Raw genomic sequence first — 14,983 nt, forward strand, 5'->3', positions numbered from 1 at the left:
CGAGCTGGGCACGCCGCCGGTGTGACCGCCGCCCTCGCCGCCCTGGATGGTGATCATGTCGGCGCCCAACTCCACCGCCTTGATCGCGTGCTTGAGCGCGCCGACGGTGGGAATGCACAGCACCTGAGCGGCCTTGAAGCGAGCGATGGTCTGTTTGTCCGGGCCGCGGCCGTAGCTGACCGCACGCAGGCGATAGGCGATGGCGAGGTCGACGCACTGCGCGGCGTTGTCCTGGAACATATGGAAATTCAGGCCGAAGTTGCTGCCGCCGGTGGCGTCGATCACCTTGCGGATTTCACCCTCCAACTCATGGGCGGGAATGGTCGCCCCGGCGAGAAAGCCGAAGCCGCCCGCGCGGGTGGTGGCGATCACCAGATTGGCGTCGGCGACCCAGCCCATGGCCGTCTGCACGATGGGATAACGGCAGCCCAGCGCTTCGGTCAACGGAGTCTGCAGCCAGCCGCTCATGCGCCATCGCTCCCGGCGGCGACCGCCTGTTTGTTGGCCTGGGCCATGCCCTTGGCGTCGAAGCCGCCGAGCTTGTCGCCCGACAGCAATTCGTTATGGGCGTGGGCGAAGTGGTGCCAGGCGAACGCCGCGTCCATGGCCGTGCGCTTGCCTTGCAGGTCTTCGACGTGGTTGATCGCCTGTTTGGTCAGGGCCAGGCCCATGCGCGGCTGGCGGGCGATGGTCGCGGCCATGGCGTAGGTGGTGCTTTCAAGGTCGTCGCGGGGCACCACGCGGTTGAGCATGCCCATTTGGTAGGCGCGCTCGGCGCTCATGCGGTCGCCGCAAAAAAGGAATTCCTTGGCGATGCGCGGGTTCAGTTCATAGGGATGGGCGAAGTACTCGACCCCCGGAATACCCATGCGCACCACCGGGTCCTGGAAGAACGCATCGTCGCTGGCGACGATCAGGTCGCAGACCCAGGCCAGCATCAGCCCGCCCGCGACGCAGGCGCCCTGGACCATGGCGATGGTCGGCTTGGGCAACTCGCGCCAGCGCCGGCACATGCCCAGGTAAACCTCCTGTTCGCGGGCGTACAACTGCTCGCCGCCAGGCTTGTTGGTATGGTCCCACCACAGGTGGGCGCGTTCGAACGGCTTGTCGATGTCGCGCCCCGGCGTACCGATATCGTGGCCGGCGGAAAAATGCCGGCCAGCGCCGCGCAGCACGATCACCTTGACCCCGTCGTCGTCCACCGCCCGGCGCAGGGCGGCGTCGAGGGCGTAGGTCATCTGCGAGTTCTGCGCGTTGTTGAAGTTGGGCCGGTTCAGGGTGACGCTGGCGATGCCGTCGGCCACCCCGTACAGCACCGGCTCGTCGGTCTCGTAGGCCGACCGGTCCTGGCGCACGACGAATTCGCTGTCGTTGCTGTGCATGTTCGCGCTCCTGTCTCAGGCGGTACGGATGCCGGGCGGGTTGCCCTTGAGCGCGCTGGCGCGCAGGTCGTGGGGATCGAGCCGGCGGATCAGCGCCAGTTGTTCGGCGGTCGGGTGCGCGGTCTGTTTCAGGTGCGGCGACTTCAGCAGCGGGAAGCCGGTGTTGTCCTGGACCTGTTCGAAGCTCACGCCCGGGTGCAGGCTGCGCACCTGCACGGCGCGCTCGGGGCCGTCGAAATCGAGGACGCAGAGGTCGCTGACCACCACGCGGATATCCATCAGGTCGCGGCGCGCGCCTTCGGGCCAGCGATCGGCCTTGAAGCCGACGCCGGAGACCATGTCCACCTCGCCGCTGACGAACACCCGGGTGTTGTGGTTCGGCACGAAGAACGAGTTGAGGTGGTTGATGCTGTTGCCCGGCAGGCCGCGTACGCCGAGGATCGCGGTCTTCGGCTTGTGGTAGTCGCCGACGCAGGACAGGTTGGTCTGGCCCCAGCGGTCGATCTGGGTCGGACCGATCATGGCGTGGCGGCGCCCGCCCCAGACGCATTCGAAGACCCGCTCGAAGGACATGTAGCCCGAGTAGCGCGGCTGATAATCACCGCGCGGGCCCAGCGGCACCGGCTCTTCCACCAGGAAGGCCTCGCTGTCGGTCATCAGCAGTTCCGGGCTGTGGCTGAGCTTGGCGACGCTGGCCCCCAGGCGCGGAATCACGCCGAGGCCCGAGGCGATCAGCTCGCCGTTGCCGCGCCAGGCTTCGGCGGCGGCGACGATCAACAGTTCGGCGAGGGTGAAATCACAATTGGCAGACATTCTTCGCTCTCCTCAGAACACGGGAAGGGGCAACGCGCCCATGCGCTCGGCACCGCCGTTTTGCGCTTGATAGGCCTGCTCGCCGCCGGCCACGTAGGTCTGCAGGTACTGCGCCCAGCCGCCCTCCTCGCTGGCACTGGCGACGTAGCGCTTGAGGTGCTGCAAGTCCCAGCCGTAGTCGGACGGGCATGAGGTCGGATGCGCGCCCAGCGGTGCGTGAATCACGCCGGTCACCAGGTAGCGCTCGAAGGTGTTGAAGCGGGCGCTTTCGGCGGTCAGTTCGACACGCTCTTCGAGTTTTTCGCAGGAGACGAAGCACTGCTGCGCGGCGCGGGCGAACAGGTGGTCGAAGTACGGATCGGGGCCGGTCACCAGGCAGTTGCCCAGGCGGTCGGCGACGTTGACGTGGATGAACGCCACGTCCAGGTTCAGCGCCGGCATCGCCAGCAGTACCTCGCCGTCAGCGTAGGGCGAGCGGATTTCCTTGATCTCGGGGTTGAGCCGCGCCACGTCGGTGGCCAGGCCGCAACGGGTCGGCAGGAACGGCAGGCGCATGCCGGCGGCGCGCAGGCCCCACTGGAACATGCCTTCGTCCAGTTCCATCAACTCCAGCTCGCCGGCTTCGCGGGCCTTGCGGTAGTAGGGTTCCAGCGGAATGGCGTCGAGGGTGGCGAAGCCGAACACCAGCTTGCGCACCTTGCCGGCGGCGCAGAGCATGCCGACTTCCGGGCCACCGTAGGCGACCACGGTGAGGTCTTTCACTGGCGAACGAAGGATCTCGCGGACGATCGCCATCGGCTTGCGCCGCGGGCCCCAGCCACCGAAACCGATGGTCATGCCGTCGCGCAGTTGGGCGACCGCATCGGCCGCCGTCAGTTGTTTGTTCATGTCAGGCTCCTTGCTGGCCGACCGAGAAGTCATGGCCCCAAATGCTCACGCGGGTGAACTCGAAGGCCGAGTGTTGCGCCCAGTCCACTTGCAGGCCGCCGAAGCCGTATTCGAGGTCGAAGCCGGACGGGGTCTGCATGTAGAAGCTGGTCATGCGGTCGTTGAGGTGCTGGCCGAGGGTGGCCGAGAGCTTCACGCCCTGGGCCAGGTGGCGGTCATGGGCGCGGCCGACTTCGGTCATCGAATCGACCTCGACCATCACGTGCACGCAGCCCGACGGCACCGGGTACTCGGCCAGGGCCAGGCTGTGGTGGCGGGCGTTGCCGCAGTGCAGGAAGTGGATGCGCACCGGTGGGGCCGACGGGTCGGGGCGGAAATTGAAGATGTCCGACAGGCCGAAGCCGAGCACATCCTTGGCGAATGCCAGGGTCGCGTCGAAGTTCGGCGCCGGCAGGACCGTGTGGCCCAGGCCCATGTCACCGGTGATGAAACGCGGCACGCCCTGGGGCGAGACGAATGGCAGGCAGTCGGAGCGATGGCCCCAGCTCAGCTCGTGGCGATTGCCCGACGGATCGACCACCGACGCCAGCGCCTGTACGCCGCGCTGGTCGATGTCCTCGGCGCTGCCGGCCTGCCATTCCACGCCCTGCTCGTCCAGATGGCGCAAGGCGGCGTTGAACGCCTGCTCCGAGGCCAGCTCCCAGCCCGACGCGACATAGCGCGCCGCGCTGCCTTCGACGATGAGCATGCGAAACGGCCGCTCGTCCATCTTCACATACAGCCCGCCCGCCGGCGCCGGCCGGACCTGCATGCCGAGCACATCCTCGGCGTAGCGCTGCCATTGGCTGAGGTTTTCGACCTGTGCGACGAAATAGCCCAAACCGCGAATCTCGATCATGCCCCTGTTCCTCGATGGCTGAATTCGGTATCGAGGTCATTGTGCGCAGCGGCACTGGGGGCATCATCGTCCGTTGAGACTAAGCGGGTTGGGCGGGCGGACTAGCTGAAAATGGACAAGGCCATCCTGCCGATCAGGAAGACCAGCAGGATCAGGAAGAACACGCGAATAAAGCCGCTGCCATAGCGCAGCGCCAGAAAGGTGCCGACGAAAGCCCCGGCCATATTGCTGAGGCACACCAACCCGCCAATGGCCCACAGCACATGGCCGGACGGGATGAAGAACAGCAGCGCCGCGCAGAACGTCGCCAGATTGACCAGCTTCGCCGACGCGGAGGCGTTGAGGAAATCGAAACCAAAGACCTTCACGAAGGCAAACAGCAGCAGGCTGCCGCTGCCGGGACCGAAGACGCCGTCATAAAAGCCGATCAGCGCGCCGAGGCAGATGCCCCACGCGACGGTTCGCCCGCTGCGGTGAACGTGCGCATGCGTCCTGCCGAGGTCCTTTTTGGCAAAGGTGTACACGGCCATCACCACCAGCACGATGAACACCGCGTATTCCATGACCGATCGGGGAATCAGCGACACCGAAAAAGCGCCGAGAAAGGAGCCTGCGAACGCCGACACCATGGTGGGAATCAAGAGCCACCAGACGATCCTGACGCGCTTCGCGTAGCTGAAGATCGAAGCGAGGTTACCCGCCAGCACCGCCAGCTTGTTGGTACCGAAGACGGTAGCCAGACTGTATTGAGGCAGCGCATGCAGGAGTGCGGGAACCTGTACCAGCCCGCCTCCGCCTACCGCGGCATCGATCAGGCCTCCGCAGAAAGCAAATAACGCCAGAATGACCAGGGCATTTTCAAACGCCATCAAAACCTCGTTCAAACGCGGGAATACGAAAACCTTTTTAACGTTCCGAGCTATTTGCGGATTACATAAGCACATCGCACAAAGCGCAAAAAGCCGCTCCGACACGTTTGTTGTAATCCAGCATTATGTTCTGCATCCGATCAGTCTCGAAGGGAAGACCGGCCTGCCGGCCAAATGCCTGGACGGCGGCAAGCGCATGAAGACCATGCCTGTTTTCCACGTCACCAGAGTGCCCGGTGACATAAGCCCTGGCATTACGAATGCCTTTGGCATCCGCTCTAAACGAGGCATTGAGGGTGTGCAGCTTTTCCTCGATGTACTGCGCAAGGAAATTGTATTCACGGCCATTCCAAAGCTCTGACGCGACGGAGACCAGCATGGCGTCCATCATCGATTGCTGATACCTGGCGGATTTCATTGGAGCGCCATGCGCCGCCACCCCGATTTGATAAAGAAACCCGGAAAACCTGTTGCACGCCTCAACGGTGTAACGACTGGCGACCCAATCCGAAGCGCCAAAAGCGGCTGTCATGTGAGCGTACATTCCATCATGTCCCTCATGCCCGAGGCCAAAGTCATCTTTGGCGACCTCATGCATGTGCGCCATTACGAGGCTGTGGTTCATTTGCTCATTCACCGGCATGGACACTGCGTCAGCGGATAGACGCATGATGATTTTTGCCGAGACCAGGCTGGTTGTTTTATGAAGTTCATTCCAGCCATTGAAAAACTTCAAGACGCCGTCGTCAGCGTCGGTCTTGTTCAGGAAGGCCCTGAATGCGCTCTCGGCATAGCGTTGTGCAGTCTGCGTGATGGGGTCGTCAAGAACATTGCGCATTGCCTGTTTGATACTCGTCACATGCTCAATTTGTGCAAGCAATGGTCCTCTGCGCATGCCTTCCGTTATTGCCCGTCCTGGAATTTTTAAAAGGGCGATATGCTGGGGAAGCGTCTTGATGAAACTCAGTCCAAAGCCGTGCATGGACTTGGCGCCCACAAAGCCCTCAACGCCGTGCCCTTCAAACATGGAACTCATGCTTATCTCCTTGAAGTGAATCGAAAAGAGAGACCCGCAGAAGATTCGAACTCCTGGCATTAAAGCCAGTACCGCACGATTAACAAACCTTCAGAGTGCCGCATCAATACTGCGTCAACACTAGCCAACTCCAAGATGAGAACAAGAACAAAAACCAATGAAATGTCTCGCAATCACGTAGGAGACTTCTCCATCGAGAGATTGCGAAGAATCTTATGCAAGGTCGAAGTGCCGGAGCGGTTTAATAAAACTGGCGCCCTGTAGGAGAAGTACACGCTGATTCTTGCGCCTGGATCGACCAAGGACAACGACGGTAACCGAGATCCGGAGACGCATCAGACAATGCCTGTGGTTATGTCATGACGGACGCAGAGCTCTTGGCCCAAGACTGAGACCGGGCGAGCCGATGTCGCCTGACAATGGTCAATACGCTGTAGGGACTGGAGTCGATTGGTGCGCTACATCGAGGCCGGCTTCTTGCAAGTCGACAACAACCGGTTTTTTAGGGGGCGACAGCAGTTGCTATCGAGCATGCAGACGCAATATACCTGCAGGATATGGTTACCAGGGCAGCGCCCTGGTAACCATTGCGACACATGCAAAAACCTCTTGAATTATTAATTTAAATGCCATGTAGTCCGGAAGCGCCGGGACGCGGAAAAAACTTGACAGGACTGTATCTGAAATTCAACCACAGGTCATAGTGCACCGGATCAAACATATGAGACTGGTTAATCGGATTAAAAGGATTCACTTTTGTAATCCTAAGCGAATCCATGTTGGCAATTAATCCATTAATTACTTTTCCACCTCCAAACTCCCCTAGAGCAAACCCCAGACCGACTTCATTCGCCGTATAGTTCGAATACACACCCCCCACATACCCTTTCACCTTGGAACGCGTGAGGTCAGCAAAGCGCTGGGCAAAGGAATGACTCAATCCATCGGCCGAATGGCACATGATCAATCGAATATTGGGATATTTTTCAAAATCGACAAAACCCCTGAGCTTTCTATATACGTCATCCGCCAACTTCAAGCCACCATCCAGCGCCATCATCCCACTGTTACCAACCAGGCCTCCATGGGCGTGTATATTCAACCGCGGAGCCCCTTTGTATGTATCTTCAAATATATACCCCAGGTCACCAGCGAGCCGGGCATTCCTGCCGTCACGCCCCATCTTTTCAAATACAGTTACCGAGGCGCCGGTTCTCCCACCGGCGGCAACTTTCCCGCCGGTACGTCGAGCAGTATCCAGATAACGCCCGCTACGCGACGCTTTAAACAGCGCACTGACGCCCTGGAGTTTCACGAAATGGCGCAAACTGCGCAGCGCCTGAATGCCCGCGCGTACGCCTTTGGCGATCAGCCCGGCTATTTTCGCAAAGGCCGCCCCCGAAGCATCGAAGAAGCTGAGCGCTGCCGATGCCCACCCCAGCTTGTCAGACAACGCCGGGTTGCTTTGCTTGAGTGCCAGTGATGCTGCGCCCAGTGCGAATCCCGTCGCGCCAACGGCCAACAACACCACACCCAGCACACCGCCGGTCATGATCGAGCCGATAACCGCAAGCGCACCAAACACCCCGAGCAGTAACCATTCCCACCACTCCGCCGGCTCATGAGTGGGTGGCGTCGACTGCAGGATCATGTCGTCCAGTGAGGCCAGGCTTTGCGCCTGGGCCCGGCGGTTGATCATGATGTGCCCGTCCTTGTCCCACCAGTTCACCGGGTCTCTGCCGGCGCAGTAGGCCCGGTCATTGAGCCCGCCTTTGCCGAACGGGCTCAGGCTGTCGCCCTGATAAAACGCCCGGTGTTGCGGATCATAGACCCGGTAGCCATGCCCTGGATGGTAGTTGCCGGTCACCGGATCAACGCGCTGGCCGTTATAGCCCAGGCCGCTTTTCATGGCGTTCAGCTCTCCCAGAGGGGCCTCTCCCCAAGGGGTCAAGCCGACGAAGCGGCTTTCCCATTCGCCCTTGGCGTTTAACCAGAACTCCTCTCCACCGCCATTCTGTGGGTCGGCCAGGATGAACAGGGTCTCGGTGGTTTCGCTCGCACCCTGACCTTCACGCATCTGCACCACCAGGCCTGCTTCTTCATCGAGGACGCGCCGCTTGATAGCATCGCCCTTTGCATCCAGCCAGACTTCGCCGCACAACTGATTGTCGCTGTATTGCAATACCCGGCGCTGCTTGTTCGCCTCATCCCACTGGGCCGCCAGGCGTCCAAACTCGTCATATTCATAGGTTGCAAGCGTGGCTTCGTTCTCTGTTGAGGTGACAGATTGCAGTTGCCCCGTGTGGGTATAGGCGAATACCTGCTTCCGCTCGGTATTTTTTTGGTTACCGCTGTTGTCATAGTCCAACTGCGTTTCTATCGACTGGCTGGCAGGTTCATCTTTTGGGGTCCGTATTACGGTCACGCGGGTTCGCAGAGTCGGTTGCTTGAGATTACCGTAACTATAAAGTTGTTCTTCTTTGTCTTCATTCGCGAATGTTGTGACGCAGCTCAGAAGACTTCCCAGCGTCGTATAGGTATACGACTGGCTAATGAGCACATCGCCCTGCGCATTCTTGATTTCATGGCCCGCGGTTGCATTGACGGACCAGAAGCACAACTCGTCTCGCCAAGTCAGATAAGCAAAGTTCTCCGTTCTGGCAGGGGTGCTTTCCCCGTTTCGATACCACGTCTTGCTGGATAACTGCCCTATCGCGGTCCAGGTCTGGACGTAGCGACTTTTGACGATCCCGTCCAGGCGGTAAGTGCGTTCCACCTCCCGGCCGTGTTCATCGTAACGGTACGCAATGGTTTGTTTACGCCCGGTACGCATGTCCTCGACGGCGACATATTCGCACTCACCTTGCGCGCCATACCGGTAGCGGTATTCCAGTTGGCCGCGTCGCACCCGGCTGCGCCGGTTCTGACTATCCGTCCAGGCCCGACTGAAAACACCGCTGGGGTGCAAGCCTCCCGCCTCACTCCCACGCAGCGAATGCTGGCTGCACCTCGATTGTGTAACGCCACGCACCACCCGGTTGGTACGGTGTAGCCCCAAAAGCTGCGGCGACAAACATTCACTGGTAATGGCGCTTTGTAGATTGTCCTTGGTGGCGAGTCGGTTAGCCTTGATCCCCCGCGTGAGCGGGGTGTATTCGAATTTGACCAGCAGCGTTGGTTCGTTATGTTTTTGGGCATACCAGTAGGTCGTGTTGCCGTCTTCACTGCTCCCGCAATAGAGGCGCGTTTTGTCCGGGCGAACATGTCCCTCGTCGTCATATTCGAAAGTCAGTGGTGAGCCCTCTCCGCCCACCGTCCGTGTCTTGATCTCGTCGCCCTGATTACCTGCGCCGCGCAGGGTTTGTTTGCCCATCACTACTATCGAGCCGCTGGAGCCCTTGATGCTGATTTTGGTAGGCGTGGTGTTCAGGCCCTCATATGCCCATTGCACCCCCCGGGTATCAGGCGCAATGACTTCTGTTCGCCGCCCAAGTTCGTCAAACGTGGTGGTCCATTTACGCGTCACTGGCTCAGTACCGCTTCCAGGCAGGGTTTCCGTGAGGCTGACACGCTGCCCCTTGGCATTGACGACCTCTTCGGTGACCACGCCGGTGCCTTTCAATTTATCGGTGCCCGCCTCCCAGCTTTTCTGGGTCTGCGTCAACGTCACCTGCCCGTCCCGGTGATTGCGCTGCTTCGTCTCCAACGCGTGCTGCGGGCCTTTGAGCACGGTGCCGGTCAGCCTTTCGGTCGTCAGGCTATCGCCCTGCTCCGCATCGGTCTTGCCGGTAGTTTTTTCGGACGTCCAGAACCAGTCGCGCAGGTTGTCCGGCAAGGCGATGCCGTCACTGCGCAGGCATAACCCTCCGGGGAAATAGTCATACACGCACTGCTGTGCGACTTCACCATCGGCACCGTAGGTCATTTCCTGGAGACAGACATAGTTGCTGTCAGCGTGATCAGCGCCGGCCGTGCGTTGCAACTCCCAGCGTACCGGGCGCTGCAGGCCGTCCAGCAGCACTCGGCCACAACGACCGTCCGGGCCGGTCGTACTGACCCAGGTGCCGCTGTGGGTATCCGTCCACGTGATTGTCTCGACGGTTTGCCCTTCCTCTGGCATTGAACCGTCCAGAAAGCTTTCTTCGTCATAAGGACAGGTTGTGCTGCCGAGCAACCGGTCTCGGGCATCGTAGGTGTGAAATAGCATTCTTTCCGGGCGACCCAGGTCATCCTGCTGCGTTTCGCGCACTGTCCGACCGCTGCGCGCAGACCGGATGTGGTGTGACAAGACGGGGCTCAACTCAAGATTTTCAACCTTCAATGTGGTTGCACTTTTCGCCCGCAACGTCCCTTCGTCGTGATCTGCTGTCAGGGTCTCCACCAATTTCCGGGTCTGGCGAGCCGCGTTGTCCTTGTACCAGGCAGTGGCGGTGCTCACGGTTGTCCGCACGTCGTCGTCTTTTTTACGCTCGACCTGCTGCAAGCCGACCGACAGTCCTGCTCGTCCCGTTGCTTTTGTCACGGTCCAGGGCACGGTAGCGGTATCTACTGTCACCCCCTCCAGACTCAAAATCGTATCCGGAATCAGCACGCCTTCCTGGTTCAGGCTTGCCTTGGCATACCCGTACACCGTCAGCGTAGCGTCGGACACGCTGCCGTCAGGAAATGCCAGAAACTGATACTGCGCCATCAGCGGCGGTTGCGTTGTGTCATGGATCACCGGGCACGTCAGCGCCATGGCCGTTGACAAGGGCGTTGCGTCACTGTTTTCCAGTTGCAGGCCAGTGATCAGGCCTGACACTTGGGGGGCCTTGTCACTGTGATCCGGCTTACTCGCAGTGGCAGCCACGGGGTAATAGCAAAAATGAGTCGTCTGGCCGTCTCCTGCCACGACCTTCGTCGGCAGTCCTAGCGCAGGATCACAGGTCACGAGGGTGGTTTCTGTTACTGAAGTGCTTGCTGTTGTCTGACTCATGACAGTTTCTCCTGCGCAGCGGGAGCCGAGGGTGTCGTCTGCAGATCTTCCGTGGTCACGCTGACTTTGACGGGCTGGATAGCCCAACGGTATTTGGCCGCCAAGGTGTCGCCACTGACCTTGTCCGGGTATTCCATGCGGGTTGTAGTGCGGGAACTTCCCGGAATTTCCTCCACAATCTCCGTTTCAAGGCAATGGCTGTTCTTGAGCGTCCAGGTGCGTCGAGTGAACGGGCCGCTGACGCCATCACCCAGGTCCAGGGTTTGCGTAGAGGAAAATGAATCGCCCTCTGCTTGCAGCGCGTTATTAATGCCCCTCCACTGCCAGGTGTGACTGATCACGGCCTGACCGGCCCCCGGCACCAGGGTATGGCGCCCAACCTCTGGCAGCGGGATGTGAAGACTCTTACTGGGATCCCAGGTTTTCCAGGCCGTTACATAGCTCACCACCTCCAGCGAGCCGTCTTCCTCAGCCACCGAGTTCAGCACTCGGTCCAGTACCGGGTCATCGCAATAGCCGAAGACTACGGTTTGCGTTGGCAAGGCATCGTTTTTGCCTTTGCGGGTCAGTCTGGTCAGCAGGCAATCGGTGATATCCAGCGTGACGCTGTACTCCTCCTCCGTGCCCGGCCAAACGGTGAACGTGCTGGTGTACTTTCCGCTGGCGACGGGGGCGCCATGCGTGGCAGTCAACAGGTTGACCCCGTAGTAACTGATGGTGTTCAGCCGGACATGGCCGTCTTTTCCTTCCCACGCCAGGTACAGGCTTTTGCCTTGTGGTGACGTGATAGTGGACGGCACCAGTATCAGGGACGTGCGCTTCAGCTCTGACTTGAGGTTGCCGAGTGCTTTGATCTCGTCTTTGATCTCCTGACTGGATTCGCTTGAGACGCCGCTCTCCCTCTGCCATTGCTCCAGATTCTTTCGGTAGCGATCCAGCTTTTCCACATACGCCATCTTGTAGTGCTCACTGGCCTCTTTGTTGTCGTGGGTACCCGGTACGGCTAGCACCTCCTGTCGTCCGGAAGGGAATATCACCGTGAGGTCGGTCAGTTTGTCGAACGAGCCTTTCGCACCCGTCAAGGTCACGCCGTTGATGGGCAGGCGCTTTTTATCTGTCGCATCAGCGATATTGGCCGCGGTCAAGGTCAGCGTCTGGCCTGTGGCAAGCGTCAGGCGGTGCAGACGGTTCTCATAAGAGGAGAAGCGAAACGCCCAGCCGTCCCCAAGAGCGCTTTCATTGGCCCGGGTGGCCGAATAGTGCAACGTGAGGTCGATGTTGGGGCCTGTGTCGTAAAGCCCGCGGATCACCCCCACCGGATAATGCGCGTGAAACAGCCTGGTTCTGGGATCGACACCGTTCTCGACAGCCCCACTGACGTCATAAACCTCTGAGCCGAGGGTGTTGGCGTAGTCGGCACAGAGCGAATCACTGGGAATAAAGCGTTTGCCCGTGATGGGTGGATCGATAGTAAGTGCTGAAGCAGCAGCGCGGGTAATACCAGCCTCGCTGATGTAATTTGCGCACGCGAGCGGATGGTTTGACGTTATCGTCATCCCGTCAGGGATATGGAGGTGAATGCCACCACTTCGATGGTAGTTCTCCTGCAAGGGAAGTACTTTGATAGGTGTTGTTCCTGGTATCAATTCGGGAGCACAGAAAGCAAACCGGATGCCCGACTCAACGATATTTGGCAGCAATTGCAGGTCCAGCGTGATTGTTTCAAAAAACTCAAATTTCTTGAGAATTCGAATAAGCTCTAACGTTGCAGGCGTGGTCGTCACCTCGAAACTTTTTAAACCACCATCGGCATTAAACCCTACGGAACCAAGTTCAAGCATCTCAAGTATCTCGGTTACACTTAGCCTTTGCAGAGCATCTTCCTCCAGCAATAGGAATAACCTCAGAGTCTCGCCTTGAATCATCGCTTCCGTGCGATATTTCAGCCTTTGCAGTATCGCGCTCAGTTGCCTTTGTATGCACTCTACCAGTGCTTCCCTTAGTGTTGTGCACTTTATTGGTGTAAACAAATCCTCCTCCGGGATCTCGACGCTTTGTTCCAGCGCGCTAAAACTCAGCCCATGAGAAACAGTAACGCTCAGTACCATATGGCTCTCAGTACAAGATAGACACTCTTTAATCCGATATGCAGAAGGCAACCGCAACTGCCAAAGTTCCACTTCCTCGGAGGGGATATCTTCACGCGCAACGCGAGAGGCTGGCAATGCAGAAATATTTTGCTCAGCCAGTTCGGACCTAAAGATACCCTCAGCATATATTTCATTCGAAACACAGTTCCACCATATATCTGAAAGAGCTTTTGTTGTCCAGACATCACCACCCAAGGCTTCTTTGACTATCTTTTCAACCCTAACTGCAATGCCCTTGCCATCGTGTATAAATCCTCCATCACCGCTCCACGCGTGCAGCTTACGAAAGTAGTGCGCCGCCGAGTACTTCGTTCTGTCATACGGATCAGCGAGGCCTAGTATTTCCCCCATAATCAACACTTCTTCAGCCACCAACTTGTCTCTCAGAAACATCAGCTTGGTGCCCAATTGAACAGGGACTACCTTATTTTTGTTTACCCTAGCGACCCACAGTTCTGCATGCAGTACCCCCTCTGTCTCCGGCGGCAGCCACAGGGTCCAGGTTTCAAACTTTTTATCTGTATCAATGGGCACACTCGGTTGAGCGTTGTTCTCACCGCACCCCACAAACGGCGCATCGGTGGCGAATTTCGAACCGAGGAATACACAAAGCGCCCTAACCCAGGCATCCTTTGTTGCCTTGTCGGCAACGCTCGGTTCAAATGCCCAAGCCTGTGCGATCTGACCACTCCACCGATCACACAGCGTGATACGTACGCCGTCTTTGTACTTGTCAAACAACTCACCCAGCGTCAGTGCTGTACCGTCCAGGTTTTCCAAGGCTTTTTCATGTGCCGAGGTGATACCGGGTAGTCCCAGTGTCACCACCCTGACGGGCAGCCCCATGACCCATAGGTTTGAACTATTGGGCTTGCCGAAGTCTGGCTCGGCAGTGGCAGTTGCTCCGCCCAGTCGCAGGTAACTCCCCAAGGGCGAGCTCTTCAGTCCGGCTGCAAGCGAGGTCATGCAGCTTGCAAAGTCGCTTCCCTTCACCGTGTGACTGAACGGCGAACCTGGCAGTTGCGCATTGGAATAACGGTCATAAACGAAAAACTGAATGACGGCGCCGTCAGTGGGTTTGAATGTCTCCACGGCTTTGTATTTTTGCCAGGTAACAGGCTCCAGTTCCACGGACAGATTTGAATACTGGGGTATCCAGAGTGCATTACCCGTTTTACCGGGGGAAACGGACACCTTGTCGTCGCCCTGTTTACCAGCGCGCAACATGCCATATGTACTGTCGGCTTTCTTTTTGATTTCGTCGATATGCTTGCAGAGTGCCTCTGGCCAGTCAGTTGCCTTGCGTAGCGTGTCTGCCGGGGCAAACAAAAAAGTTTCATATAAATGCAGGTTGGTTCTGTCACGCACTTGAACCGCAATACTTTCACCCGCCGCCAGATCAAGGTCCGGCATCTGGGTTGCAATGACCTGGTTGGCAATGAACGGCGCGGACGTAAAGACCCGACAACCACTATCGTAGTACCAGAGCCGATTGACTTCGGCCTTCTGCGCGGATGTCATATCGGAGAATGCTTTTGAAGATGGGCTGCCGGTGGCGGAAACTTCAAACGCACCGTTATTGCTGAATTTCCCCGCGATCAAATAACGCGGTTCGCCACTGGGTACCGGCGCGGCGTTGATGGCATTGAGAAAGGCGGCCGGCCATTTGGCAACTACCCGGTTGTCTTTATCTGCGGTAAAGGCAACGGTCTTCATGACCCGCCCGTCACGCTCCCTGATAACCCAGGCATGTATGCGTTCTCCGACACTCAGGTCACGGTCCGCCAAAAGATAACCCGGACTCCGCCAGCGGTGTTCACCGGCCCCTACACTACTCACTTCGAAACCGACCATCGAAGGCAGGAAGTCATCAGCGTCATGATTCAACATGTATTGCACTCCGCGTTTCAGGCCCTGTACGACATGCAACCGCACTCGCCCATGCAGCGTTGAAAAGGGGCTCGTGGGTGAG

Annotated in this window: 9 protein-coding genes; all 9 read right to left on the reverse strand. The window is 58.7% G+C overall.

The window, feature by feature from the left end:
• A partial coding sequence (locus tag NTD82_RS09590; protein WP_262128597.1) for a nitronate monooxygenase occupies positions 1-468 on the reverse strand: 468 nt, incomplete at its 3' end.
• Positions 465-1,382: an enoyl-CoA hydratase gene (locus tag NTD82_RS09595; protein WP_262128598.1), complete on the reverse strand. Its 918-nt coding sequence runs from the start codon at positions 1,380-1,382 to the stop codon at positions 465-467. The genes NTD82_RS09595 and NTD82_RS09590, both read right to left, overlap by 4 nt.
• A gap of 15 nt (positions 1,383-1,397) precedes the next feature.
• Positions 1,398-2,195, reverse strand: a complete 798-nt coding sequence (locus tag NTD82_RS09600) for a CoA-transferase subunit beta (RefSeq protein ID WP_095158426.1) — start codon at positions 2,193-2,195, stop codon at positions 1,398-1,400.
• 12 nt (positions 2,196-2,207) lie between these two features.
• Positions 2,208-3,083, reverse strand: coding sequence for a CoA transferase subunit A (locus NTD82_RS09605; RefSeq protein ID WP_262128599.1), 876 nt, complete (start codon positions 3,081-3,083; stop codon positions 2,208-2,210).
• Between the two features lies 1 nt (position 3,084).
• Positions 3,085-3,981 carry a VOC family protein gene (locus NTD82_RS09610; RefSeq protein WP_262128600.1) on the reverse strand — a complete coding sequence of 299 codons (897 nt, stop codon included), beginning with the start codon at positions 3,979-3,981 and terminating at the stop codon, positions 3,085-3,087.
• Between the two features lie 101 nt (positions 3,982-4,082).
• A complete protein-coding gene (locus tag NTD82_RS09615; RefSeq protein ID WP_262128601.1) occupies positions 4,083-4,850 on the reverse strand; it encodes a sulfite exporter TauE/SafE family protein in 768 nt (255 codons plus the stop codon).
• 61 nt (positions 4,851-4,911) lie between these two features.
• A complete protein-coding gene (locus tag NTD82_RS09620) occupies positions 4,912-5,886 on the reverse strand; it encodes a hypothetical protein (protein ID WP_262128602.1) in 975 nt (324 codons plus the stop codon).
• 622 nt (positions 5,887-6,508) lie between these two features.
• Positions 6,509-10,861, reverse strand: a complete 4,353-nt coding sequence (locus tag NTD82_RS09625) for an RHS repeat-associated core domain-containing protein (protein WP_262128603.1) — start codon at positions 10,859-10,861, stop codon at positions 6,509-6,511.
• Positions 10,858-14,901 (reverse strand): hypothetical protein, encoded by a 4,044-nt coding sequence (locus NTD82_RS09630; RefSeq protein ID WP_262128604.1) that lies wholly within the window; start codon positions 14,899-14,901, stop codon positions 10,858-10,860. Before NTD82_RS09630 ends, NTD82_RS09625 begins: the two co-directional genes overlap by 4 nt.
• Positions 14,902-14,983: the final 82 nt, after the last annotated feature.

Origin of the sequence: Pseudomonas sp. 5P_5.1_Bac1, assembly GCF_025466015.1 — a bacterium.
Classification (GTDB): domain Bacteria; phylum Pseudomonadota; class Gammaproteobacteria; order Pseudomonadales; family Pseudomonadaceae; genus Aquipseudomonas.

What these genes read in the sequence shown, in the direction of transcription:
- NTD82_RS09595 (WP_262128598.1), bottom strand. Translation starts at nt 1,382, where the DNA reads ATGCACAGCAACGACAGCGAATTCGTCGTGCGCCAGGACCGGTCGGCC.
- NTD82_RS09600 (WP_095158426.1), bottom strand. Translation starts at nt 2,195, where the DNA reads ATGTCTGCCAATTGTGATTTCACCCTCGCCGAACTGTTGATCGTCGCC.
- NTD82_RS09605 (WP_262128599.1), bottom strand. Translation starts at nt 3,083, where the DNA reads ATGAACAAACAACTGACGGCGGCCGATGCGGTCGCCCAACTGCGCGAC.
- NTD82_RS09610 (WP_262128600.1), bottom strand. Translation starts at nt 3,981, where the DNA reads ATGATCGAGATTCGCGGTTTGGGCTATTTCGTCGCACAGGTCGAAAAC.
- NTD82_RS09615 (WP_262128601.1), bottom strand. Translation starts at nt 4,850, where the DNA reads ATGGCGTTTGAAAATGCCCTGGTCATTCTGGCGTTATTTGCTTTCTGC.
- NTD82_RS09620 (WP_262128602.1), bottom strand. Translation starts at nt 5,886, where the DNA reads ATGAGTTCCATGTTTGAAGGGCACGGCGTTGAGGGCTTTGTGGGCGCC.
- NTD82_RS09625 (WP_262128603.1), bottom strand. Translation starts at nt 10,861, where the DNA reads ATGAGTCAGACAACAGCAAGCACTTCAGTAACAGAAACCACCCTCGTG.
- NTD82_RS09630 (WP_262128604.1), bottom strand. Translation starts at nt 14,901, where the DNA reads ATGTTGAATCATGACGCTGATGACTTCCTGCCTTCGATGGTCGGTTTC.